We start from the raw sequence: 25,278 nt of genomic DNA on the forward strand, positions 1-25,278 counted from the left end.
TAGCTCAGTTGGTAGAGCAGTGGACTTTTAATCCATTTGTCGAAGGTTCAAATCCTTCACGGCCCACCACTTTTTTAAAGTGTTATATGAATTAGCTCAGTTGGTAGAGTTTAAAACCAAACCATATAGTTTATATATGGAGTATTAGTTCAGTTGGTAGAGCTATTGATGCACTTTTAATTTAAAAGTGAATTGAAAATAAAAACCAAACCATATGATTTATATATGGGCCGTTAGCTCAGTTGGTAGAGCAGTGGACTTTTAATCCATTTGTCGAAGGTTCAAATCCTTCACGGCCCACCACTTTTTTAAAGTGTTATATGAATTAGCTCAGTTGGTAGAGTTTAAAACCAAACCATATGATTTATATATGGGCCGTTAGCTCAGTTGGTAGAGCAGTGGACTTTTAATCCATTTGTCGAAGGTTCAAATCCTTCACGGCCCACCACTTTTTTTTAAGTGTTATATGAATTAGTTCAGTTGGTAGAGCTATTGATTCACTTTTAATTTAAAAGTGAATTAGAAATTAAAACCAAATCATATCTTTACGATATGGGCCGTTAGCTCAGTTGGTAGAGCAGTGGACTTTTAATCCATTTGTCGAAGGTTCAAATCCTTCACGGCCCACCACTTCTTCTATATATCCTTTGTTGTAAATCCTTTAAAATATTTCATTACAATTTGCTATTCAAATTGCTATAATTTGCACCCATTTTTCTATATCTAAGAGTTAAGAATGAGCCAGTTATCTCCGCTTGTTGGATCCGCTTACCCTTTTCCTGGTAAACCCGTCCAATTATCCGTTCAGGAACAAATCGATTATAAAGCTAAAATAAAAAATCTGCTTATCGAAAAAGATGCGGTACTTGTTGCTCATTATTATACTGATCCTGAAATCCAAGCTTTAGCCGAAGAGACAGGTGGCTATGTTGCTGACTCGTTAGAGATGGCTCGTTTTGGTCGAGACCATGAAGCTAAAACACTGATTATTGCTGGTGTTCGTTTTATGGGGGAAACTGCAAAAATTTTAACTCCACATAAAACCGTTTTAATGCCTGAACTTGAAGCGACTTGCTCTCTTGATGTTGGTTGCCCTGTTGATGAGTTCTCAGCCTTTTGTGACCAACACCCTGACAGAGTCGTGGTTGTCTATGCAAATACGTCAGCAGCAGTTAAAGCGCGTGCTGATTGGGTTGTGACTTCAAGCATAGCATTAGAAATAGTAGAGCATCTTGATAGCGAAGGTAAGAAAATAATTTGGGGACCAGATCGCCATTTAGGTAGTTATATTGAGCGTAAAACGAAAGCTGATATGATCATGTGGCAGGGCGACTGTATTGTACACGACGAATTTAAAGCAAGTGCTTTACGTGATATGAAAGCCGTCCATCCAGATGCTGCTGTTTTAGTGCATCCTGAATCTCCAGAGAGTGTTGTGCAATTAGCTGATGCGGTTGGTTCTACGAGTCAATTAATTAAGGCTGCGCAAACATTACCAAATAAAAAACTTATTGTTGCTACAGACACGGGTATTTTTTACAAAATGCAACAAGCTTGTCCAGATAAGGAAATGATGGCAGCTCCTACTGCAGGAAACGGCGCAACTTGTCGTAGTTGTGCTCATTGCCCTTGGATGGCTATGAATGGCTTAAAATCAATATACAACGCATTGGTTGATGCTTCCGGGCACGAGATTGATGTGGATCCTAATGTTGCTAAAGGCGCATTAGTTTCTTTAGATAGAATGTTAGACTTTGCTGCAGAGCAACAGTTAAAAGTACAAGGTAACGCGTAAGCGTTTTATGTTAAGTACTGTTTTATTCAGTGCTTATTTTCACTCAAAAAATTGAGAATATATGATTACTAATGATGTTTTACGCCGTGTACGTTATGCACTGCAATTAAACGATACGAAGATGCTAGCTATTTTTGCTTCTGTTGATAATGAAATGAATGAAGATTTCTTGCATAGCATTATGGCTAAAGAAGAAGCTGAAGGTTATGTGTTCTGTCGTGATAGCGTACTGTCGTTATTTCTTGACGGTTTAATTTATGAAAAGCGTGGACGTAAAGAAGGTGCTGTTCCTGCCGTATTGCCTGCTAAAGCGGTATTATCTAACAATGATATTCTTCGTAAGTTACGTATAGCATTAAACTTTAAAGATGAAGATATGCTTAACGCATTAAAATTAGCTAATTTTCCGGTATCTAAAGGCGAATTATCAGCTTTATTCAGAAAAGCGGATCACCGTAACTTCAAACCGTGTGGTGACCAATTATTACGTCGTTTTATCGACGGCATTACAGTGCAATTCCGTGGTACAACACCAAGTACTGATGCTGTTGAAGCTGAATAAACATTAACTACTTTTATAGTTAATAAGAAACCGAGCTCATTAACTCGGTTTTTTTTTCGCTTTTATTTGTAGGTGAACTGAGGTGTTATGGTTAGAACATTAACATTAAGAATGAAATTAATGTTCTGTTTTATCTTTAAATTCACAAAGATCTTCTATTAAGCATGAACCGCAACGAGGTTTTCTAGCAATACAAGTATAGCGACCATGCAGAATCAACCAATGATGGACATCGACCTTAAACTCCGCAGGTACTACTTTTAAAAGCTTTTGCTCTACATCATCTACATTCTTACCCATTGCTAACTTAGTTCGGTTAGCAACACGAAATATATGCGTATCAACAGCAATCGTTGGCCAGCCAAAAGCAGTATTCAATACTACATTTGCTGTTTTTCTACCGACTCCGGGTAGAGCCACCAGTGCTTCTCTGTTTTCAGGGACTTCACTATTATGTAGGTCGATTAACATCTTGCAGGCTTTGTTGACGTTTTCAGCTTTACTATTATATAAACCAATGGTTTTTATATACGTTTTAAGTCCATCAACACCCAAAGCATAAATAGCTTCTGGGGTATTGGCAACGGGGAATAATTTATCCGTCGCTTTATTGACACTAACATCTGTTGCTTGTGCAGAGAGTGTTACAGCGACTAATAATTCAAAAGGGGAACTGAAATTTAACTCGGTTTCAGGGTGAGGATTATTATCTCTCAATCGGGTTAAAATCTCTCTACGTTTTAGTGTATTCATTTGTTTGTTATCTTATTGTCGATGATATTTTTTAGGGCAATAATGAGTCCCATGATAATGAAAGCGCCTGGCGGTAATGCCGCAAGTAAAAAGCTCGTGTCAGTGTTATAAAGTGTTACGGTCATAAAACTAGCCCAATCACCTAATAGCGTTTCTATACCATCAAATAAGGTACCTTGCGCTAATATCTCTCTGCTTGCACCTAACAATACTAATACTGCTGTGAAACCTAATCCCATCATTAATCCATCGAAAGCAGAATGTTTCACATTATTTTTAGAGGCAAATGCTTCTGCGCGCCCAATGATCATACAGTTGGTTACAATCAACGGAATAAAAATGCCGAGCGATAAATAAAGTTGATACGTATAAGCATTCATTAATAATTGGATACAACTTACTAATGAAGCAATGATCATGACGAAAACAGGGATACGAATTGCTTTAGGGACATGATGTCGAATCAAAGAGATAAGAATATTTGAAGAAATAACAACGAATAGCGTTGCTAACCCTAGGCCTAATGCATTGGTCAGCGTATTCGTTACCGCTAATAAAGGGCATAAGCCCAAGAGTTGAACGATACCTGGGTTATTTTTCCATAAACCTTGTAGGCTTAGCTCTTTATAAACAGCGGAATCATTAACGGGTTCTGTTACAATTTCTTCAGCTGCAATTTCTTCATTCATGTCCATATCTTTTGCTGTGTTATGTCCGGTTTCTTGGGGCATTATTTATCTCCACAATTGGCAGGCGTATTAAATAATTGTGTTTTATTTTGTTCAAAATAGATAAGGGCATCTCTCACTGCATGTACTACTGAACGAGGGGTGATCGTTGCTCCTGTAAATGCATCGAAGCTTCCACCGTCTTTTTTAACTTCCCACTTATCTTCAGTCGATTCTTGGTATTTTTTTCCATCAAAAGACAGTATCCAATCAGACTTATTGGTTTGTATTTTATCACCTAAACCAGGTGTTTCTGTGTGACTATTAATACGAACACCAGCAATTGTTCCATCGGTATAAATACCAACAAGTAGTTTTATCTCGCCTGAGTAACCTTTAAAGGTGCTCGATTGAATTAACGCGGCGACCGGTTTGTTATATTTGGTTGCAATAAATACTTGTTTTGGTATTTCATCACCTAATAATTCACTATCTACCACTGTAAAGCAGGTATTGATAATATTATTATCGTAACGATCAGGCTTAATCAATTCATTGATATTGTTTTGTAATGCTATTTGCTCTTGTTCTAAAATAATTGGGCGAGTTAATACACTGATTAACGCAATGGCACCAGTACAAACAATGGCAAAGCCAGCGAGTAACAAAGCATTTCGACTAATTGCAGGGAACATCATCATTTACGTCTTCTCCCATAAACCTTAGGTTTACTGTAATAATCAATTAATGGAACACACATATTGGCAAGTAAGACGGCAAAGGCCACTGCATCTGGGTAACCGCCAACGTTACGTATCACCACGACTAATAACGCGCATAATAAACCATAAAAAATTCGACCTTTTACAGTGGTACTCGCAGTCACAGGGTCAGTTAATATAAAGAAAGCTCCTAGCATCGTTGCACCTGAAAATAAATGGTATAGCGGTGAGGAATAAAGATCTGGATCGCTAGCAAAAGGAATAAACGAGAAAACAATCACACCTGCTAGAAAACTAATAGGGATATACCAGAGGATGATTTGTTTTTTTAATAATAAAAGACCGCCGGCTAAAAAAGCTAAATTAACCCATTGGCTCCCTTGCAATGAATCTGAACTAAATAGTGTTGTCTTGAGCGTTTCTGAAATCGTTTCACCAGAATGGATCGCATTACGAATTGTTTCCAAAGGCGTCGCTAAAGTAAAACCATCAATTGATGTTTTTACTTGTGTGACGCTATAACCGTCAATGCTAAAACCAGTAAAAATCAAACTTAAAATGTCACTAAAAGACACTGAAAATGCTTGCATTGACTGTACTGGTAACCAAGCAGTCATTTGCACAGGAAAAGAGATTAGTAATAAAACATATCCTGCCATTGCAGGGTTAAAAATATTTTGCCCTAAACCGCCGTATAAGTGTTTAACGATAATAATAGAAAATAAAGTACCAATGACGATGACCCACCATGGCGCAAGAGAGGGGATAGAGATTGCTAATAAAACAGCGGTAACGACTGCCGTATAATCTTTAATACTTTTTAATATCGAACGTTTACGTAACGCTAAAAAAGCTGCTTCCGCTAATAATGCCGTAATAACTGCGAGTGCTATTTGCACATAAATCGCTAAACCAAATAAATAACTATGAACAATGATGCCAGGCAGTAATGCAAACACAACCATCTTCATTATTTCAGGTGTACGGCGTTTTGTTTGTTGGTGTGGCGATGTAGAACTAAAAAATGCCATGGGTTATTGATCCTTCTGTGCCAGTTTTTTGGCTTTTGCTTTGGCAATAACTGCCGCTATTTTTGCTTTTTTATCATCAACAGGTACATTTTCATGTGATGCGTTACCTATTTCTTTCTTAGTTTCTTTGGTCGTATTTTTTTGACCGTTTTCTGTCATGCCGTTCACTGCTTGATGACGAGCATCTTCATTTGCTTTTATATCATTATTCTCATTAGATTCACTATTAGCTTGTTCTGCTAATTTTTGTTTGTGTAAACGCGCTTGTTCTTTGCGTAATTCGCGTTGTTTAATGACTTCGCTATTATCTGGCTCAGCTAAAACGTCTGTTGTTACTTTTTGCTCGACACTCACGTTCTGGGCTGCTAGTTTTTTAGCTTTAGCGCGTGCTACTGCGGCAGCAATCGCTGCTTTTTTAGGATCGACTTCAGACGTTGCTTCAACGTCATTCGTTTCAACTAGCGTATTCTCAGCAGTCGATTTTGCTAGTTTTTTAGCTTTCGCTCGTGCTACAGCGGCAGCAATTGCCGCTTTTTTAGGATCGACTTCAGGCGTTGTTTCAACGTCATCTTTTTCAACGTCATCTTTTTCAATGTCATTTTGTTTAACAGAAGAGCGGTCAACAGAAACGCTTTCAACTGATGAATCTTCTGCAGCCGCTTTGGCTAGTTTTTTGGCTTTCGCTCTTGCAATAGCAGCCGCGACGGCCGCTTTTTTAGGATCAACTTCCGAAGTTTTATCTGTTTCGCTGGTGTCAGCTTCATTTTTTTCAATAGATGCATTCGCTAGCTTTTTGGCTTTCGCTCTTGCGATAGCAGCCGCGACGGCCGCTTTTTTAGGATCAACTTCCGAAGTTTTATCTATTTCGCTGGTGTCAGCTTCATTCTTTTCAATAGATGCATTCGCTAGCTTTTTGGCTTTCGCCCTTGCGATAGCTGCAGAGACGGCCGCTTTTTTAGGATCAACTTCCAAAGTTTTATCTGTTTCGCTGGTGTCAGCTTCATTCTTTTCAATAGATGTATTCGCTAGCTTTTTGGCTTTCGCTCTTGCGATAGCAGCCGCGACAGCTGCTTTTTTAGGATCAACTTCCGAAGTTTTATCTGTTTCGCTGGTGTCAACTTCATTCTTTTCAGTAGAAGCATTCGCTAGTTTTTTGGCTTTCGCTCTTGCGATAGCTGCAGCTACTTGGCTATTTTGACCTGTTGGTTTAGCTTCTGTTTCTGTATTTTCCTGCTTTTTAGCTTTCGCTCGCGCAAGTGCAGCAGCAACAAGATCTTCGCCACCATTATCACTTTTCATTTGTTGTTTACGTTTTTCAGCGGCCAGTTTATGTTTTAACAGGCGCTGTTGTTTTTCAGTCTCTAAACGTAACTCTCTATCTTCATGGCGTTGACGTGCAATCGCTGCTTTATCTGCCTCTTCATTAGCTGTTTTGATTTGCGCTTTAGAGACGCGATAATATTCAACTAAAGGAATATGGCTCGGACAAACATACGCACAAGCGCCACATTCAATACAAGCGGATAAATCGTACTCTTCTAGCTTTTTATGGTCTTCACTTTGAGAGTACCAAAGCAACTGTTGTGGTAATAACTCCACAGGGCAGGCTTCAGCACATTCACTACAACGAATACAATTCATCTCTTCTTCTGGAGGCGCAAGTTCTTTATCCGTTGGCGCTAAAATGCAGTTACATATTTTACTCACTGGCATGGCGGTATCAGTTACGCTAAATCCCATCATTGGACCACCGATCACTAACTTTTGGTGGTGAAGGGCGTTTAGCCAATACTTATCTAATAAGTATTGTATCGGGGTACCGATGCGTACACTGGCATTGCCTTTACGTGCAAAAGCATCACCTGTGATAGTGACAATACGAGAGACAAGAGACTTACCGTTAATAACGGCTTCTTTTACAGCAAATACAGTTCCCACATTAAGCATGACAATGCCAAGCTCTGACGAATGCTTACCGATTGGAGTTTGCTCTCCCGTTAATACTTCGATAAGTTGTTTCGCACTCCCTGAAGGGTAACGAGTTGCGACAATACTTAAAACGATATTGTCTCTTTCCGCTTCAGGTAATGCCTGTAGTGACTTTTTAAATGCTTCAATTGCTTCAGGCTTATTATCTTCAATAGCAAAGGACATAAGCTTAGGTTTCAAAATATGATGCATTATCTTCATGCCTTCGATGATTTCATCGGCATGTTCTTGTATTAAACGATCATCAGACGTTATGTAAGGTTCGCACTCAATAGCATTGACGATCAACAAGCGGTTTTCGCTATGTGCTAATTTTAAGTGAGTTGCAAAGCCTGCTCCACCTAATCCTACAACACCGGCTTGTTGTACTGCTTCTATTAACGTTGCTGGTATTTCTTTGCGGTAATCCTCAAAGCCTTGAGAAGGAAAAGGCCTATCTAAACCGTCAGTTTCAATAACAACAGACAGCACAGGTAAACCTGAAGGGTGGCAATCTGTTCGAGGTTCAATCGCTTTAACCGTACCTGAACTACTCGCATGCTGTACTACCAAAGCGCCGTATACTTTGGTTAAAGGTTGGCCTTTTAAAACGCTATCGCCGACTTCAACTAATAACTGAGGAATGTGGCCTTTTTGTTCAACCGCAATAATTAACTCGTCTGGAATACCTGCATCCGTTATTGCTGTCTGATTACTTTGCTGCTTATTTTGTACCGGGTGAACACCGCCATGAAAATCCCACATTTTCCCCGCTGCAATTTGTTCTAATTTTTCGTCACTTAATAAATTACTAGGCTGTGTCATGTTACGGCTCGTCATTACGGTCAGTTGAGATAGTTTTTGTTGGGATTGTTTGTAAGTTCCACTGCCAGTTTTGAGTGGTAATTTGAATCGGTAACATATCAATACAGTCAGTTGGACAAGGTGCTACACATAATTCACAACCGGTACATTCATCGGTGATCACCGTATGCATTTGTCTTGTTGCGCCTAAAATTGCGTCAACAGGGCAAGCTTGGATACACTTAGTACAGCCAATACATTCGTCTTCACGGATAAAAGCAATTAGTTTTGGTTTCTCTTCACCATCTAATTTTTTAGGTTCAATACCCATACGTTCAGCAAGCTGTAACATAACCGCTTCGCCACCGGGAGGACACTTATTGATGTCATCACCATCAGCAATCGCTTTTGCATAAGGTTTACAACCAGGGTAACCACATTGCCCACATTGAGTTTGTGGCAACATTGCATCTAATTCTTCAACGATTGGATCTTCTTTAACTTTAAATTTAATCGATGAGTAACCTAATAAAGAGCCAAAAATAAGCCCTAAAACTCCGAGAGTTAATATCGCAATAATAATACTAATGATCATTTAATTAACCCAGTGAAACCCATGAATGCTAACGACATTAACCCTGCTGTGATCATCGCGATAGAAGCGCCTTTAAAAGGAACTGGAACGTCAGCCGCACTTAAACGTTCACGAATCGAAGAGAATAAAACCAATACTAAAGAGAAACCAACACCCGCACCAAAGCCATAGATAACTGATTGTGTAAAATTATGCTGTTCTGTCAGATTTAATAGCGCTAAACCAAGAATGGCACAGTTGGTTGTGATCAGTGGTAAAAAAATACCTAATAAACGATACAGAGTAGGGCTCGTTTTGTGCATTACCATTTCAGTAAATTGCACCACCACAGCGATGACTAAAATGAAGCTTAAGGTTTGTAGGTACTGTAAACCTAATGGCACCAATAAATACGTATTAACGATATACGAAAGCGCAGCTGTTAACGTTAATACAAACGTCGTCGCCAGTGACATCCCAACAGCCGTTTCAATTTTATTTGAAACGCCCATAAACGGACATAAACCTAAGAACTTCACTAACACAAAGTTATTGACTAACACTGTGCCAAAAAAGAGTAAAAAATAATCGCTCATAAATAATAATTCCACTACTAAAGTAGGTGATTTAAGCTGGAAAAGGATCGGTATTGTAACAACAAAAGCGCACAAGTTCAGTGGAAAAATGAGATCATTTTTTAGCTATTTATGCATTGACCATTTGAATGCAAGGTCAATGAAAAATCACATCTAATAATTAACTCATCACGCATTTTATTTAACTAAAAATGACACTCGTAAATGAATAACCAAGTCGCCATCATTTTTTTATTAATATTTTTTATTCAATGTCGTCTTGCTTAATTTTATCTATTTCTGTTCATTAATTAAATGATTTTTTTAAAATTGATTCACATCAATGATCTATATGTAGTGTCTAGTATAGTTCTGTCTCACTATATATTGTGTTTTTGTTGTTTTGGAGTGATGTATGAAGCCTGTTATTGTAAAGCCTGTCGTTATAAAGCGAGATGGTAGCCAAGTACCTTTTAATGCTCTGCGTATTAGTGAGGCCATTTTGAAAGCCTCTGGTGCCGCTCGCTGTAAAGACGTTGATGCCTTTGGGATTGCAGCAGAAATTGAAGAAGGCCTAAAAGGGCAAGAACAAGTTGATATTCACCATATTCAAGATGCAGTAGAAACTTGTTTAATGACACATGGCCATATTGAACTAGCACGTATTTATATAGAGTATCGTCACGATAGAGATATTGTGCGAGAACGTAAGAGTCATTTAAACAACGAAATTGAAGGCTTAATCCAACAAAGTAACGCATTACTGTTAAATGAAAACGCTAATAAAGACGGCAAAGTGATCCCAACACAGCGCGACCTATTAGCAGGTATTGTCGCTAAACATTATGCTAAATCTTATATTTTATCTCGTGATGTAGTGAAAGCGCATGAACGAGGAGAAATTCATTATCATGATTTAGATTACGCGCCGTTTTTCCCGATGTTCAACTGCATGTTAATTGATATTAAAGGTATGTTTACCCAAGGGTTTAAAATGGGGAATGCTGAAATTGAGCAGCCAAAATCAATCTCAACAGCAACGGCAGTAACGGCACAAATCATTGCTCAAGTGGCTAGCCATATTTATGGTGGCACCACTATTAATGGCATAGATACAATATTAGCTCCTTATGTGACTAAAAGTTTTGAAAAGCATTTAAAAACAGCACAACAGTGGAACATTACTGACGCGCATGCCTATGCAACAGAGCAAACAGAAGTCGAATGTTATAACGCTTTTCAATCATTAGAGTATGAAGTTAACACACTACATACGGCTAACGGACAAACCCCTTTTGTCACTTTTGGTTTTGGTTTGGGGGCTGATTGGCAGTCGCGTTTAATTCAGCAATCTATTTTAAAAAATCGTATTGCGGGGTTAGGAAAAAATCGTAAAACTGCTATTTTCCCTAAACTGGTGTTTGCGATTAAAGATGGTTTAAACCATAAAGAAGATGATCAAAACTACGATATTAAACAACTTGCCTTAGAATGCGCATCGAAACGCATGTACCCAGATATTTTAAATTACGACAAAGTAGTGGAAGTGACTGGTTCTTTTAAAACACCAATGGGTTGCCGTAGTTTCTTAGATCGCTATGTCGAAAAAACTAACAACACAACAGACAGTGATAAAGTAAGTAGCAATAAAACAGATAACGAACAAAACAGCCATAATGCAGAAGACGAGTTAATCCATGATGGTCGTAATAACCTTGGCGTAGTCAGTATCAACCTACCGCGCATTGCTTTAGAGGCAGAGGGAAGTGAATTACGCTTTTATACTTTGTTAGAGGCTCGCTTAACATTAGCTAAAAAAGCATTAGACACGCGAATTGAAAGACTGAGTGAAGTTAAAGCCAGTGTTGCACCTATTTTATATATGGAAGGTGCTTGTGGCGTTCGTTTAAAAGCTGATGATTGCGTTGCTGAAATCTTTAAAAACGGTCGAGCTTCCATTTCATTAGGCTATATCGGATTACATGAAACCATCAATGCATTATACGGCACCGATTCACACATTTTTGACAGTAAAATAAAACAACAAAAAGCATTACAAATCATTACGCGTTTAAAACAAGCAACTGAGCAATGGTCACAACAATCAGGTTATGCTTTTAGTCTGTATTCAACGCCATCAGAAAACTTATGCGATCGCTTCTGCCGTTTAGATGCCAAACAATTTGGTGTATTAGACGGGGTGACAGACAAAGGTTATTACACCAACTCTTTTCATTTAGACGTAGAAAAAGCAGTCAATCCTTACGATAAATTAGACTTTGAAATGGCCTACCCACCAATCGCAAGTGGTGGTTTCATTTGTTACGGCGAATATCCCAACATGCAGCATAACCTTAAAGCCTTAGAAAACGTTTGGGATTACAGTTACACGCGCGTTCCTTATTACGGTACTAATACACCGATTGATGAATGTTATGAATGTCATTTTACAGGCGAGTTTGATTGTACCAGTAAGGGGTTTGTATGCCCGAGTTGTGGTAATTCTGATCCTGAAAAGGTAGCAGTGACCCGCAGGGTTTGTGGGTATTTGGGGAGTCCTGATGCTCGGCCGTTTAATGAAGGGAAACAAGAGGAAGTGAAACGCAGGGTTAAGCATTTGTAGTTTTTTTGTTTTTTATATTAGATTGATTTTAATTATATTTATTTTGTAAAGAAATTGTTTATAAAGTATCTTAATTTAAAATGATTCGTCTGCGCTCATCGAAGCTGTAAGTTATTTCTTTCTTTGATTTTCGTCCTTAAGGCTGTCTCGATTGAAGAACCGAAACGTAGTTTCGCAGTCTGAAAAAGTAAGATTCTTTGTACGAACAAAGAAAACAGAAGCAAAAGAAAATCGCCCCAATTCGTTTTTTAATCTGAGTTAATGACTACCTTCTTAACGCACCGTTCAGACGCCACATCCCTGTGGCGAGCTGAACCAGCAATGGCATCCATTAATCCAGAAAAACTCAACGGGGAGTGGTCGTAGAGTCGTTTAGTTATTCTTTTGGCAAGAAAGTTAGCGTTAAAAAGTAATTAATATTAAAAAGGAAGCTTGAAGTTGGATATTGTTTTTAAGATTGGAATTTTAATTTTTGTTGTTGGAATTATCTTTTTTATTGTCGAAGTATTTCGAACAAGTGTGGCTTGGGGAATTGCTTGTATTTTTATATATCCATTGGGAGTTGTATTTACGATTATGCATTGGAAGGTCGAGAGGGATCCTGTTTTGGTTAAGTTAGCAGGGCTTGTTGTCATGATGATTGGTACACCTTAATATTTTTTAATCTAAATTAGTTTGAATAAACGGAAATTAAGTTCCTAAATTTTCTTCTATTTCGTTTCTTCAGTCTATATACGGTAGGGTGAAGCATAGCCAACATCGGTGCAGTAACTTCAGTGAGAAAAACGAGTTATAAATGTATTTGTATGTGTAAAAACTTAAAGGAAAAAATATGGATTGGGCTCTGTTTAGTATCTTCATCACCGTTGCCATTGCACACTTCTTAGCATTATTAAGCCCTGGGCCTGATTTTGTGCTGGTGGTTAAAAGTGCGATTAATAACGGACCTAAAAAATCGATTGGGGTTGCTGGTGGTATTGCCAGTGCCAATGCTTTATATATTACGCTTTGTTTAATTGGTGTGGGATCTTTACTAGCGACATCTGTGATGATCATGATTGCACTTAAAATAGCGGGTGGTTTATTCCTGATTTATTTAGCGGTAATGGCTTTGCTTGCTAAGAAAGAAGATTATCAAGATATTGCAGCTGCAGAGGTGACAACTGGAAAAGAAACAACCTTTACCAAAGAATTCTTTACTGGCTTTATGTCTGGGATTTTTAATCCTAAAAATCTTTTATTCTACTTAAGTTTATTCACTGTGGTATTAACTAATGATGTTAGTTTAGGTTTTAAAATTGCATTGGGCATTTGGATGACGTCAGTTGTGTTTCTATGGGATCTCTCTGTGATTTACGTGTTATCTAGAGATAAAGTCCGTCGAAAATTCTCTAAGTTAGCTTATTACATTGATAAATGTACTGGCGTTATCTTAGGCCTGATTGGTTTAACTATCGTTAAATCAGCGCTTAGTAAGTAAACATATGAACTACTCAAAATATTATCCAATTGATGTATTAAACGGAGAAGGTACCCGCTGTATCTTATTCGTTTCTGGTTGTATTCATAACTGCAAAGGTTGTTATAACCAATCTACTTGGTCTCCTGATGCGGGAGAGTTGTTTACTGAACAACTTGCGGATCAAATAATTAAAGATCTCAATGATCAACGTATTAAAAAACAAGGGCTCACCTTGTCTGGCGGTGACCCTTTACATCCTGCTAATGTCGCCGAAGTATTGAAGCTGGTAAAACGGGTTAAAACTGAATGTGTTGCTAAAGATATATGGATGTGGACTGGATATTTGTTGGCTGATTTGAATGTTAAACAAAAACAGATTATTGAGCTGGTGGATGTGTTGATCGATGGTAAGTTTGAAAAAGATCTTGCTGACCCTTCATTGGCTTGGCGAGGAAGCTCAAATCAAGTCATCTATTATTTTTAAATAATAGATCTATATTTAGATATGACATCATTCAATCATTAGTACTTCGTTTTATAGAGTACATTAAAATTAACAAAAACTTCTTACATCAAATAAATATCTTAAACTTAAGGTAGCTGTAATCTATTAAATAGAATAACCATTAATTAGCGATGTGTTGATTATAAATTAACTATGTAAACTTCTTATTTTATTGTTATTTAACTATTATTTAATTTTATTGTTGATTTAATATCATCACCTCAATTGTTTTTATATCTTCTTATTTTTATAATTTTCATTAAAACTAAAATTAATAAACAATTAATTAAATACTTATGATTGATTTTTATTTGCTACAATATCTTTTTAATAAATTTTATACTTTAATTTGATTAACAAGGAATGGTAGCAATGTTTAAACACTCAAAAGTTGCAATAGCAATTACACTTTCAGGTTTGTTAGTTGCTTGTGATAGCGACAATACAACAAACGTAACGGAAGATACCAGTGATAGTCAGTTGGTAAGTATTACGGGAAGTTTAGTTTCTCCACAAGGTTTAGAAGCAAGCACGAGAAGTTCAACTGCAATAAAATCATTATTAACAAAATCTGCTGAATGCCCTGATGTTCCTGAAGGTTATGAGCCATTAAGTAATGCCGTTGTGGAGCTTAAAGATGCATCTGGAGGAACTGTTACTGAGAGTGTAACTACTGATAGTTGTGGTACGTTTGAGTTTGAAGTTTCTGATGATGTTGTCACGGATGCAATACAAGTCAGAGCAGAAAAAGAAGGCTTTAAAGTGCTATTTTCTGATATTAATAACTTTTTAAGTGGGAGCTTGTTAAAAGTGGCTTCAACTATTTCAGAACAAGCATCTTATGAAATATCCGGGCTCAAACAATCTTCTGATAATACAGTGAATTTAATTGTTACTGATACGGTTTCTAATAAAGCGGTTATTGGCTTGGCTTCTGATCAATTTACTTTTACATTAAATGATGTTCCGGTTAGCGGTTTTACTATTACAAGCGCACAAAATGTGGAAGACAACGCATCATCAGTGGTTCTTTCTATTGATGCAAGTGGTTCAATGGACACAACTGTTTATGATGAAAATTATTCACTAGTTTTAGACAGTGAAGGCAATAGACAAAACCGTTATACAATTGCTGCTGCTTCTGCGCACCAATTAATAGATATGACAAAAAATAATGAGGCTGATTCAGAATTATCTGTATTACTTTTTTCTAGCGATGTTTTTCCAATGACGGACGAAGTGGTTGCTAATAAGCTTGATTTACAAGATGAAAATGGTGATGAAGTTATTTTTACAACAGGAAGTGAAAATGGCTTTATTAAAGAAAGTGCTACATTGCATACCTTGATTGACCTTTATAACCCATATTCTGAAATGTACATCTATAACTATAGTTCATATGTAACAAGACATGAAGCGAGAACTGATACTATTAGCAGTGCTGGTTATTACCCTTTTTCAGGCGGTACGGCTTTCTATGACAGTTTAGACGTTGCTATTGACCAATTTTCAGATCAAACGAGTAATCCTAAGGTTATTGCATTAACTGATGGGGAAGATAATCGCTCTAGCATTGGCTACCAAGATATAATTGAAAAAGCATTAAGTGCAAATGTGCCTATTACTGTCGTTGCTGTTGGTTTTAGCTCTGATAGTGAAAATAGAATGAGAGAGATAGCTGAAGATACAGGCAGTCAATATATACCTGTAGCAGACATTTCTAATCTTGCTGGGGTTTTCTCTGGTATATCGACACAATTGACTTTTAATTCTGATGTTGAGTTTAATGATCAGATGGTTGCTGGTGATACTTTAAAAGTCACTGCTGATATTGATGGTGACACGATAGAGAGAGAGTTAGATATAAATTAGAGGTAAAGGTCGTTATTTATTTTTTAAGCTAGCTTTGAATAACAGCACTGTATAGAAGTTAATTATGTTATTAATCTCTAAACTGCGCTGTTTTTTATTTAGCTTTTCGTTAAGTACTTCTATTAAGCTCTCTCTATTAATTTTCCGTTAGCAAGTTAACTACTTAAGTTTGAACTGTTTAACTACATCTGTTAACTGAGCGTTTGCATTAGCAAGGCTTATTGCTTCATGGTTTACATCTTCACCGCTGGTGGCAATCAATTCAACCATTTCACTGATTTTAGCCATGTTTCTGTTTATTTCTTCTGCCACGGCGCTTTGCTCTTCTGCAGCCGTCGCGATTTGTACATTGATGCCGTTAATTTCTTCTACTGATAAACTAATGTTATCTAGGTCGGTTACCACTAAGTTAATTTGAGAAGAAGCTTCTTCACAACTTGCTTTGGTGCCTTCCATTGTACTGGCTACGTTAGCGCCACTTGCTGTTAGTCTGTTAATGGTATGTTGGATTTCAGTGGTGCTTTCTTGTGTTCTAAAAGCCAGCGCTCTCACTTCATCTGCTACCACGGCAAAACCTCTACCATGTTCACCGGCTCTTGCTGCTTCAATAGCAGCGTTCAGAGCGAGTAGATTCGTCTGATCGGCTATTGACCCAATAACACTCAGTACTTTAGCAATTTCAGATATTTGTAATCCCATTTCATTAATGTTTTGTGACACATTATCGACACTGGTGACTAATTGGCCAACGGTTTCAGTTGCGCCTCTAACAACTTCTTTTGATTGCTCTGCTTGTGTAGTGGTTCTACCTGTAAATTCAACGGCTTCAGTAGTGTTTCTTGCTACATCATGAGAGGTTGCACTCATTTCTTCTAAGGCTGTTACGGCTTGCTCTGTTTCAGATTTATGATGATTTAACGTTGTTTTGTTCTCTTCTGTTAAACCTTGTAACCCAGTAATACTTGAACCAATACGGTTAGATGCGGTTGTAATATCTAACATCATATTCTGTAAGTGTGCGATGAAAGTATTAATGTTTTCTGATATTTGTCCTAAATCATCACGACTAGTGACAGGAAGACGTTGTGTTAAGTCGCCATTACCATTTGATAATTCTTGTACTGTTTTCTTTAGGGCAAGAACGGGTCTATAGGTGTAGCTAAGTAATAAGAATATGAGGAATGAACAAATAGAAACTAAAACGACGGTTGTCATTAAAACAGTCATTAATGATTTTTGAACTTTACTATAAATAACTGATTCATCTAATGAGACGAGTAAGTGCCAGTTAGTGGAGTCGTTCAGTTTAATGGTTTCGAAATACGCAACCTTATGCTTTCCTGCTAAGGTATAAGACAAGCTGCCTTGATCTTTACTGTAAATATCATCTTTCAGTTTAGACAATTCAGGTGTATCCGATAGACGTGTTTTACCTGCAATATCTTTGCTGTTGGTTGAGGCTAATGTTAACCCTGAACCTTCATATAGGGTTGCTATTGCACCATCAAATACAGTGTCATCAACCATTGCTTGAAGGCCGTCTAGTTCTACGTCTGCTAGTAATACACCTGCTAGTTGATTATCTCGGTAGAAAGGTGCTGAAATACTGATCATTAATTTACCAGTACTACTGCCGGTGTAAATGTCTGTAATAATAGTTGAGCGTTTATTTTTAGCTTGTTTATACCAACCACGTGAACGAGGGTCATAGCTTGATGCATATTTACCTTTGTTACTGTTATAAGCTAAACCGTCTTCGTAACCAACAATCACGGCTGATGCTTCAGAAGTACGTTTAATTAATTTAAGTTCGGTAATGATGCTTGATTCGTTTTCGTTGAGAGAGAATAAATCAGCTGTTGTGCTAATACCTCTTGTTATCTTATCTACAAACTCGAAGATTTTATCGCTGTTATTAGACACGCGAAGCATTGAGTATCTATCAACGCTATTGATCGTAAGAGAAGATTGTTGTTGATATGAAATGTAAGCCAGTGTTGCCATTGAGATGGTTAATAACACTATCGCAGCAGATACAATGCGTCCTTTGAAATTAAGATACATTGTTGTTCTCCATGTAAGAGATTGAATTTAAGTAACAAGTCATGTGCATTTTTATGTTCTCTCTGTGTGATACGCTAACATTTTATAAGGAATATTAATTTGTTTGTTTTTTACCCCTATAGAGTTAGTCGGATGATAGTGTTTATCCTAAGTGATGTATATGACTAGTGACTATTTTAGGTAAAACAAAATGACATGTTAAAGTCTTACTTTTTATATTAAGGGCGTAAATGTTGATGGTCATTGATGATGTGGAACAGGTGAATGGTAATGAAGCATTCGGGTTAGGCGATAGTCAGTTTTCATTCGCTGTGTATATCGCAAATCAACCTGCTATGCCTGAATATCAGTCATTAACGCAGTTGAAATCGCTTCAACATGGTGAACTTCATGCCATCGGCCAAGCTTGTGGTAATGGTTGGCGTAAGGTGTTTAATGTTTATGCGAAGCTATTGTATGCCTTAGATAAGAATGATTTTAAATTTGCGACTTTAGCGTCGACTTGGCAGCAATATCGCGACCAGTATTTATTGCAAGCGAATAGCGGTACAGCATTAGTTTTTAGCCCTCCTATTTTGAAAGCATTAAAAACGCCAATACCAAATCCTTTAAAAACAAAGCATTCAAATACGGGTGCGGTTAAAACCTTACATATTATTTGTGGTAGAACTTATGCCAAACAATTAATTAACGAAGGGAAGTTAGCCACTGAATTATTGTGGTTAGATGAAGAGTTTGCTGTGGATATGCAACAAGGCGTGATTGTTTGCCCTTATTTTGATTACAGGCAACTATCTAACATTAAAATACAACGCTTATCTATGATGTTATCTGCCGTTATAAAAGGTCAGATAATTGATTTTAATTTATAAGTTAAATTAATTATGTCGATATAGGGTGATTGAATGCAACAAGCGAATTACTTAATAAATAAGGCATTAATTATAAGCCGTTCATTATGAGTCATACTTAAGGTTAATGAGGGAGATGAAGACTATCGTACGTTTAATGAGCAATTCGTTAGGCAGTTTCATGATTGTCTCACACCCTGATGGCTTTTTTGTTGCAGTGGATTGCACATTGTAAAGTTAAGCTTTACTCTAGGATTGAGTCTAACGGTTATTTACGATGCTTAAATGACTAGTTTTACTTTTTAAAAATGTGGCTAACATTATGCTTTTATAATGCTAATCACATAATAAGAACATTATACGAACAATTTCAGTAACTTTAATAATGAAGACTAAACTAAAAAATGAGTAATCAAAATTCTCCAAAAACGGGAAATGAATCGGAAACGATTGAATCTCAAGAAACGAAATTAGTACCGCCACCTATGTATAATGTTTTATTACATAATGATGATTATTCTCCAATGGATTTTGTTATTGATGTGCTGCAACGTTTTTTTCGACTAGATCAAGAAGCAGCCACTGAAGTCATGTTAAATGTGCACTATAAAGGTGTCGGTGTTTGCGGTACATTTAGTGCAGAAATAGCTGAAACTAAAGTGATGCAAGTCATTCAATATGCAAAAGAAAATGAACATCCATTAAAATGTACGATGGAAAAAGAGAGTTAACCATATCCACGTGATTTTATTTTTACTCTCATAAGGAGTCTCCATGCTAGATAAACCTTTAGAACATAGTCTTGATTTAGCCTTCCGCATTGCCTACGAAAAAAGCAATGAATTTATGACATTAGAACATCTGTTATTAGCATTGTTAGAGAATGATGAAATAAAGAACATTCTATTGGCTTGCTCTGTGGATATTGTGTCTCTACATATCGAATTAAGTGAGTTTTTAGATACTAATCCTAGCCTTTCTGATATTCAAAGTGAGAAGTTAGAGGTTCAACCAACGATTGCTTTTGAACGTGTTTTACAGCGCGCTATATTCCATGTTCAATCATCGGGTAAAACGGAAGTCAGTGCATCAAATGTGCTGGTGGCTATTTTTAGTGAGCAAGAATCACAAGCCGCTTACTTTTTGAAAAAATCTAGTCTGTCACGTTTAGATGTTGTTAATTATATTTCTCATGGGATGGAAAAACACCCTGACTCGATCACTTTCCATGAGCAAGAACCTGTTGAAGCTAAAGTCGAAGAAAGTGATGAAATGCCGTTTACTATCAACCTTAATGAACAGGTTATAGCAGGAAAAATTGATCCTCTCATTGGACGAGAAAAAGAACTTGAACGTTGCGTGCAAATCTTATGTCGTCGTCGTAAAAATAACCCTCTGTTAGTCGGGGAGTCTGGTGTTGGTAAAACTGCGATTGCTGAAGGGTTAGCTTATCAAATCGTTAATAATAATGTGCCAGATGTGATTGAAGATAATATTATTTACTCTCTAGATATGGGCGCACTATTAGCTGGCACAAAGTATCGCGGTGAATTTGAACAACGCTTTAAAACGGTACTCAATAAATTAAAAGAACAGAAAAATGCGATTTTATTTATTGATGAGATCCATACCATCATCGGTGCTGGTGCGGCAACAGGCGGTCAATTAGATGCAGCTAATTTATTAAAACCCTTATTAACGGGTGGCGAGTTACGATGCATTGGTTCGACTACTTATAAAGAATTTGGACAAGTCTTCGAGAAAGAGCATGCATTAGCTCGACGCTTCCAAAAAATAGACGTGTTGGAACCTTCAGTAAAAGAAACAAGCCAGATTCTTTTAGGCTTACGTTCTCGTTATGAAGAACACCATAATATTCGTTATACCAATAAAGCATTGATGGCAGCAGCTGAATTAAGTGCTAAATACATTAATGATCGCCACTTGCCAGATAAAGCGATTGATGTAATTGATGAAGCCGGTTCGCAAATGCGTTTGTTACCTGTTAGTAAACGTAAGAAAACCATTGGTGTCTCTGAAATTGAAAGCATTATTGCTAAAATTGCACGTATTCCTGAAAAATCAGTTTCTAATACCGATAAAGATGCGCTTGCTAAATTACATCAACGTTTGAAAATGACAGTCTTTGGTCAAGATTCTGCTATTGATGCGTTAACGGATGCAATACATTTAAATCGTTCAGGATTATCTGACGAACTAAAACCTGTTGGTTCATTTTTGTTTGCAGGCCCAACGGGGGTTGGTAAAACAGAAGTAACTCAACAATTAGCTAAAGCATTAGGAGTGGAGTTATTACGTTTTGATATGTCGGAATACATGGAAAAACATACGGTTTCTCGTTTAATTGGTGCACCACCTGGTTACGTTGGTTATGAACAAGCTGGCTTATTAACCGATGCTGTTGTTAAACACCCATACTCTGTTGTGTTGTTAGATGAAATCGAAAAAGCACATTCTGATGTTTATAATATCCTGCTACAAGTGATGGATCATGCGACATTAACCGATAGTAATGGCCGTAAAGTTGACTTCAGAAATGTTATTTTAGTGATGACAACTAATGCTGGTGTACAAGAAACGGTAAAACAAAGTATCGGCTTTAAAGAGCAAAAAGAGGGCGCTAAAGCGATGGATGAGATTAATAAAATATTCTCTCCTGAATTTAGAAACCGTCTTGATAATATTATTTGGTTTAATCATTTGGACTTAAAAGTGATTAGCCAAGTGGTCGATAAGTTTATTGTGCAGTTACAAGTGCAGTTAGATAAAAAACAAGTGTCATTAGAAGTGGATAGTAAAGCGCGTGACTGGTTAGCTGAGCATGGTTACGATAAAGCAATGGGCGCTCGACCAATGGGACGTTTGATTCAAGAAAAATTGAAAAAACCATTAGCGAATGAAATATTATTTGGCGGTTTACAGAATGGCGGTAGTGTTAGCGTACTGTTGAATGCTGCTGGCGATGGTATTGATTTTAAGTATGAGAAAAAATTAGAAATGAGTCGTTAGTATTTGGCTCTGTTAAAGGGCCATATTCTAGATCTAAAGTTTTGGGTTTCAAGTGCTATTGTTAAAGGATTAGCGCTAAAACTTTATACCAAATGATTTTATATAAAATGGTCTTATTTCTAATAAAGACCCTTAAAAAATGGGTATAAAAAAACCAGCTTAGTTGCTGGTTTTTTTATGGCTAATAAAAGCCGAATTTTTTGTTACCGGCTAATTAACGAGCACGGAAAACAATACGACCTTTTGATAAGTCGTAAGGTGTAAGCTGAACTGTCACTTTATCGCCAGTTAGAATACGGATATAGTTTTTACGCATTTTTCCTGAGATATGTGCAGTAACAACGTGACCGTTTTCTAATTCCACACGGAACATTGTATTAGGCAACGTATCTAAGATAGTGCCTTGCATTTCAATACTGTCTTCTTTTGCCATTGGCGATGGATCCTTTGTATAGGTAAGTAGTGCTAGTTTCAATCGGCGCATAATGCCAGAATAATTGGAAGTGGTAAAGGATTGTTGCTCATTAATCAAACTAAAAAGCTAATCAAATGCCGCCCATTGCTGGTTTATAAAGCGTTGATGTGGATTAAATTGGTTTTTGTAATTCATTTTTTGACAATTATGAATGTAATAACCTAAATATAAAAATTCTATTTTTTCTTGTTTAGCTAAATGAAGCTGCTGTAAAACGGCATATTTCCCTAATGAATGAGCTTGGTAATCAGGGTCATAAAAGCAATAAAAAGCACTCCACGCTGATGATGTCTCTGTTTTTAACTGATCAGTGACACTAACAGATATTAATTTCTCATTATCATACACTTCGATAAAAATAATATCGCCCCAGCTACAGGCAATAAACGACTCAAACTGTTCTAAGCGAGCAGGGTACATGACGCCATCTTTATGTATTTGATTAATGTAACGCTCATAAAGCGAGTAATAGTTAGCTTTAGCTATTGTACTTTTTACTGTCGTAAAATGTTTATTTTTATTTAATAAACGTTTTTGACTTTTAGATAAACTAAAGTGAGCACTTTTAATTCGTAATGATTCACAACTATTACAGTCAGGGCAATGTGGTCGATACACTTGATCGCCGCTGCGTCTAAACCCTATCGACATTAATGCAGGGTAATTTTTTTGTGCATTATCGTCAGGATCGACTAACATGATTAACTGTTCTTCTTTATCTTCTAAATAAGAACAAGGAAAAGCTGCCGTGAGGCCAACACTCAGTTCGGATGAATTGGACACGAATAACCTTTTTGTTGATAAAAGTGATATTATTTAACCGTTTTGTTACATGCTGTCGCATGGAAACAATCTTTAAAAGAGTGTATCGTAAAATTCATTGCTTTGTTATTGTAAATATAAATTAACAACACTGTATTAAGTATTCTCTTTCAGTGTTTGGCTGCTAATGATTCATTGGTCGCTTTTAACTTCGTTTAACCAATTTTTGATTATTAATTCCTATCTTAATTTGAGGCAATATGATTGTTCAACAAACTATCCAAGATAAACTAAAGCAACGTTTCAAAACTGATTTTTTAACTGTAGAAAATGAAAGTCATAACCATTCTGTCCCTGCAAATTCTGAAACACATTTTAAAGTGACCGTTGTTTGTGATGAGTTCGAAGGTTTACGTTTAATTATGCGTCATCGTTTAATTAATGATTTGCTTGCCGAAGAACTCGCTGGTCCTGTACATGCATTAGCTATGCATACTTATACGCCAACTCAATGGGCTGAAAAAAATCAGATCTCTCCTGATTCAGCAAAATGTTTAGGTGGTGGTAAAGGTTAGTTTTTTTAGAGGGAAAGATTCAAAGTAACGCAGAGTATTTTAAAATGCTAATTGCATTTGTGAGCTTTGTTTTATTTTTTACTAAATTTGAACTTACTTCGGTTAGCTTTTCATTTGATATAGCAATTAACCCCTCTCTAATGTTAATATTTGTCAGAATTTTTTAGTGTACATGTTAATTAATTGTTAATAGCGATTTATTACATGCAATGTTTTATTGCCGAAAGGCATTTAACTTTCCTCCCGTAACTATAGTGCAAGAGAATATGATTACTATAAAAAAAGGACTGGATCTCCCCATCTCAGGAGCGCCAGAGCAAGTCATTCAAAATGGTCCCGCCATTTCTGAAGTTGCTATACTGGGTGAAGAATACGTTGGAATGCGTCCATCAATGGCTGTTAAAGTCGGCGATAGCGTAAAAAAAGGCCAAGTTCTATTTTCTGATAAGAAAAATGAAGGTGTGCATTTTACCGCTCCAGCGACTGGTGTAGTTAAAGAAATAAACCGTGGTGCTAAACGTGTGCTGCAATCAGTTGTTATCTCAGTGCAAGGCAATGATAGTGTGCAATTTGCTAAGTATGAGAGTAAACAATTAGCAAGCCTTGAGCGAAGTAAAGTTGTTGAAAACTTGCTTGAATCAGGTGCTTGGACTGCATTACGTACGCGTCCATTTAGTAAAGTACCAGCAATTGATGCAATACCTGCTTCTATTTTTGTGACAGCGATGGATACAAATCCATTAGCGGCAGATGCAACGGTTATCATCAATGAAAATAAGCAAGCTTTTACTGATGGGTTAGCGGTGCTATCACAGTTAACAGAAGGTAAAGTTTATGTCTGTAAAGGACAATCTGCATTACCGACTTCAGATGTAGCAAGTGTTGAAGAAAAAATCTTCGCTGGTATCCATCCAGCTGGTTTAGCCGGTACACATATTCACTTTGTTGATCCTGTTTCTGCAACGAAACAAGTTTGGTCGATTAATTACCAAGATGTGATTGCATTTGGTCAATTATTCACAACGGGTGAAGTGTATAACGATAAAGTTATTTCTATCGCAGGACCTGCTGTTTCAAAACCGCGTTTAGTGCGTACTAAAATTGGTGCTTCAATAACACAGTTAACCACTGGTGAATTAATCGCAGGGCAAGTCCGTGTGATTTCTGGATCAGTATTATGTGGTGTAACGGCTGCCGGCCCACACGCATACTTAGGTCGCTACCATAACCAAGTGTCAGCACTAATTGAAGGTTATGAGAAAGAGTTATTTGGCTGGGGTGCGCCTGGGTTAAATAAACACTCTGTTTCTCGTGTCTTTTTATCTGCGTTAAATCGTGCGAAAAAATTTGCGTTCACTACCACTACTGGCGGTAGTAAGCGTGCGATGGTGCCAATCGGTCAATATGAACGTGTTATGCCTTTAGATATTTTACCAACTGTATTATTACGTGATTTGATCGTAGGTGATACAGATGGTGCACAAACGTTAGGTTGCCTAGAATTAGATGAAGAAGATTTAGCACTATGTACTTATGCTTGCCCTGGCAAATATGAATACGGTTCAATCTTGCGCGAATGTCTAAGTAAAATTGAGAAGGAAGGCTAA

The 25,278-nt window shown here is 37.1% G+C and carries 22 protein-coding genes and 4 tRNA genes; 16 read left to right on the forward strand and 10 right to left on the reverse strand.

The window, feature by feature from the left end; genetic code table 11:
* Position 1 precedes the first annotated feature (1 nt).
* The 6 genes from SP041_RS08500 to SP041_RS08525 all read left to right on the forward strand — a co-directional run bounded on the left by SP041_RS08500 (position 2) and on the right by SP041_RS08525 (position 2,357).
* A tRNA-Lys gene (locus SP041_RS08500) sits at positions 2 to 69 on the forward strand.
* Between the two features lie 158 nt (positions 70 to 227).
* Positions 228 to 303, forward strand: a tRNA-Lys gene (locus SP041_RS08505).
* Positions 304 to 372: 69 nt separating this feature from the next.
* A tRNA-Lys gene (locus SP041_RS08510) sits at positions 373 to 448 on the forward strand.
* 106 nt (positions 449 to 554) lie between these two features.
* Positions 555 to 630 (forward strand) — tRNA-Lys (locus SP041_RS08515).
* Positions 631 to 736: 106 nt separating this feature from the next.
* The gene (gene nadA / locus SP041_RS08520; RefSeq protein ID WP_025565790.1) at positions 737 to 1,795 is read left to right on the forward strand and encodes a quinolinate synthase NadA; all 1,059 of its coding nucleotides are present in this window, start codon (positions 737 to 739) and stop codon (positions 1,793 to 1,795) included.
* Between the two features lie 61 nt (positions 1,796 to 1,856).
* Positions 1,857 to 2,357, forward strand: a complete 501-nt coding sequence (locus SP041_RS08525) for a DUF1456 family protein (protein WP_025565788.1) — start codon at positions 1,857 to 1,859, stop codon at positions 2,355 to 2,357.
* Between the two features lie 117 nt (positions 2,358 to 2,474).
* On the opposite strand, the gene nth is transcribed toward SP041_RS08525, so the two are convergent.
* From nth to rsxA, 7 genes are read right to left on the reverse strand one after another with little or no spacing between them, the layout of a single operon-like run.
* Positions 2,475 to 3,110, reverse strand: coding sequence for an endonuclease III (gene nth / locus SP041_RS08530; RefSeq protein WP_025565786.1), 636 nt, complete (start codon positions 3,108 to 3,110; stop codon positions 2,475 to 2,477).
* The gene (locus tag SP041_RS08535) at positions 3,107 to 3,799 is read right to left on the reverse strand and encodes an electron transport complex subunit E (RefSeq protein WP_025565785.1); all 693 of its coding nucleotides are present in this window, start codon (positions 3,797 to 3,799) and stop codon (positions 3,107 to 3,109) included. The genes nth and SP041_RS08535 overlap by 4 nt, the downstream gene beginning before the upstream one ends.
* Before the next feature lie 41 nt (positions 3,800 to 3,840).
* Complete coding sequence (gene rsxG, locus SP041_RS08540; protein WP_240791439.1) at positions 3,841 to 4,479, reverse strand: electron transport complex subunit RsxG; 639 nt, start codon at positions 4,477 to 4,479, stop codon at positions 3,841 to 3,843.
* Positions 4,476 to 5,531 (reverse strand): electron transport complex subunit RsxD, encoded by a 1,056-nt coding sequence (gene rsxD / locus SP041_RS08545; protein ID WP_025565783.1) that lies wholly within the window; start codon positions 5,529 to 5,531, stop codon positions 4,476 to 4,478. The genes rsxG and rsxD overlap by 4 nt, the downstream gene beginning before the upstream one ends.
* 3 nt (positions 5,532 to 5,534) lie before the next feature.
* The gene (gene rsxC, locus SP041_RS08550; protein ID WP_137297573.1) at positions 5,535 to 8,324 is read right to left on the reverse strand and encodes an electron transport complex subunit RsxC; all 2,790 of its coding nucleotides are present in this window, start codon (positions 8,322 to 8,324) and stop codon (positions 5,535 to 5,537) included.
* A gap of 1 nt (position 8,325) precedes the next feature.
* The gene (rsxB, locus tag SP041_RS08555) at positions 8,326 to 8,898 is read right to left on the reverse strand and encodes an electron transport complex subunit RsxB (RefSeq protein WP_025566163.1); all 573 of its coding nucleotides are present in this window, start codon (positions 8,896 to 8,898) and stop codon (positions 8,326 to 8,328) included.
* Positions 8,895 to 9,473, reverse strand: a complete 579-nt coding sequence (rsxA, locus tag SP041_RS08560; RefSeq protein ID WP_025566162.1) for an electron transport complex subunit RsxA — start codon at positions 9,471 to 9,473, stop codon at positions 8,895 to 8,897. The genes rsxB and rsxA overlap by 4 nt, the downstream gene beginning before the upstream one ends.
* Positions 9,474 to 9,867: 394 nt before the next feature.
* Between rsxA and nrdD the strand changes: the two genes are divergently transcribed.
* From nrdD to SP041_RS08585, 5 genes are all read left to right on the forward strand, one after another.
* The gene (gene nrdD, locus SP041_RS08565) at positions 9,868 to 12,075 is read left to right on the forward strand and encodes an anaerobic ribonucleoside-triphosphate reductase (RefSeq protein ID WP_025566161.1); all 2,208 of its coding nucleotides are present in this window, start codon (positions 9,868 to 9,870) and stop codon (positions 12,073 to 12,075) included.
* A 438-nt stretch (positions 12,076 to 12,513) separates the two neighbouring features.
* Positions 12,514 to 12,729, forward strand: a complete 216-nt coding sequence (locus SP041_RS08570; RefSeq protein ID WP_025566160.1) for a hypothetical protein — start codon at positions 12,514 to 12,516, stop codon at positions 12,727 to 12,729.
* Positions 12,730 to 12,907: 178 nt separating this feature from the next.
* The gene (locus SP041_RS08575; RefSeq protein ID WP_025566159.1) at positions 12,908 to 13,555 is read left to right on the forward strand and encodes a LysE family transporter; all 648 of its coding nucleotides are present in this window, start codon (positions 12,908 to 12,910) and stop codon (positions 13,553 to 13,555) included.
* Between the two features lie 4 nt (positions 13,556 to 13,559).
* Positions 13,560 to 14,021 carry an anaerobic ribonucleoside-triphosphate reductase-activating protein gene (gene nrdG, locus SP041_RS08580; protein ID WP_037050865.1) on the forward strand — a complete coding sequence of 154 codons (462 nt, stop codon included), beginning with the start codon at positions 13,560 to 13,562 and terminating at the stop codon, positions 14,019 to 14,021.
* Positions 14,022 to 14,414: 393 nt separating this feature from the next.
* Positions 14,415 to 15,914, forward strand: a complete 1,500-nt coding sequence (locus tag SP041_RS08585) for a VWA domain-containing protein (RefSeq protein WP_025566158.1) — start codon at positions 14,415 to 14,417, stop codon at positions 15,912 to 15,914.
* Positions 15,915 to 16,073: 159 nt separating this feature from the next.
* Here SP041_RS08585 and SP041_RS08590 read toward each other — a convergent pair whose 3' ends face one another.
* Positions 16,074 to 17,978: a methyl-accepting chemotaxis protein gene (locus SP041_RS08590; RefSeq protein ID WP_137297574.1), complete on the reverse strand. Its 1,905-nt coding sequence runs from the start codon at positions 17,976 to 17,978 to the stop codon at positions 16,074 to 16,076.
* Between the two features lie 230 nt (positions 17,979 to 18,208).
* Here SP041_RS08590 and SP041_RS08595 point away from each other — a divergent pair, with 230 nt between their 5' ends.
* The 3 genes from SP041_RS08595 to clpA all read left to right on the forward strand — a co-directional run bounded on the left by SP041_RS08595 (position 18,209) and on the right by clpA (position 21,859).
* On the forward strand, positions 18,209 to 18,850 hold the full coding sequence (locus SP041_RS08595; protein WP_025562745.1) for a hypothetical protein: 642 nt from the start codon (positions 18,209 to 18,211) through the stop codon (positions 18,848 to 18,850).
* A gap of 383 nt (positions 18,851 to 19,233) precedes the next feature.
* On the forward strand, positions 19,234 to 19,560 hold the full coding sequence (clpS, locus tag SP041_RS08600) for an ATP-dependent Clp protease adapter ClpS (protein WP_025562746.1): 327 nt from the start codon (positions 19,234 to 19,236) through the stop codon (positions 19,558 to 19,560).
* Between the two features lie 43 nt (positions 19,561 to 19,603).
* Positions 19,604 to 21,859, forward strand: a complete 2,256-nt coding sequence (gene clpA, locus SP041_RS08605) for an ATP-dependent Clp protease ATP-binding subunit ClpA (RefSeq protein WP_025562747.1) — start codon at positions 19,604 to 19,606, stop codon at positions 21,857 to 21,859.
* A gap of 214 nt (positions 21,860 to 22,073) precedes the next feature.
* Here the strand turns inward: clpA and infA are convergent, their stop codons facing one another.
* Together infA and SP041_RS08615 are read right to left on the reverse strand one after the other, a co-directional pair.
* The gene (gene infA / locus SP041_RS08610) at positions 22,074 to 22,292 is read right to left on the reverse strand and encodes a translation initiation factor IF-1 (RefSeq protein ID WP_007419779.1); all 219 of its coding nucleotides are present in this window, start codon (positions 22,290 to 22,292) and stop codon (positions 22,074 to 22,076) included.
* 108 nt (positions 22,293 to 22,400) lie between these two features.
* Positions 22,401 to 23,117: an arginyltransferase gene (locus tag SP041_RS08615; protein ID WP_240791440.1), complete on the reverse strand. Its 717-nt coding sequence runs from the start codon at positions 23,115 to 23,117 to the stop codon at positions 22,401 to 22,403.
* A 239-nt stretch (positions 23,118 to 23,356) separates the two neighbouring features.
* On the opposite strand from SP041_RS08615, the gene SP041_RS08620 reads away from it, so the two are divergent.
* Together SP041_RS08620 and SP041_RS08625 are read left to right on the forward strand one after the other, a co-directional pair.
* Positions 23,357 to 23,671, forward strand: a complete 315-nt coding sequence (locus tag SP041_RS08620) for a BolA/IbaG family iron-sulfur metabolism protein (protein WP_170968534.1) — start codon at positions 23,357 to 23,359, stop codon at positions 23,669 to 23,671.
* A gap of 266 nt (positions 23,672 to 23,937) precedes the next feature.
* A complete protein-coding gene (locus SP041_RS08625) occupies positions 23,938 to 25,278 on the forward strand; it encodes a Na(+)-translocating NADH-quinone reductase subunit A (RefSeq protein WP_025562751.1) in 1,341 nt (446 codons plus the stop codon).

It is taken from the genome of Psychromonas sp. SP041, from assembly GCF_000470315.2.
Lineage (GTDB): Bacteria > Pseudomonadota > Gammaproteobacteria > Enterobacterales > Psychromonadaceae > Psychromonas.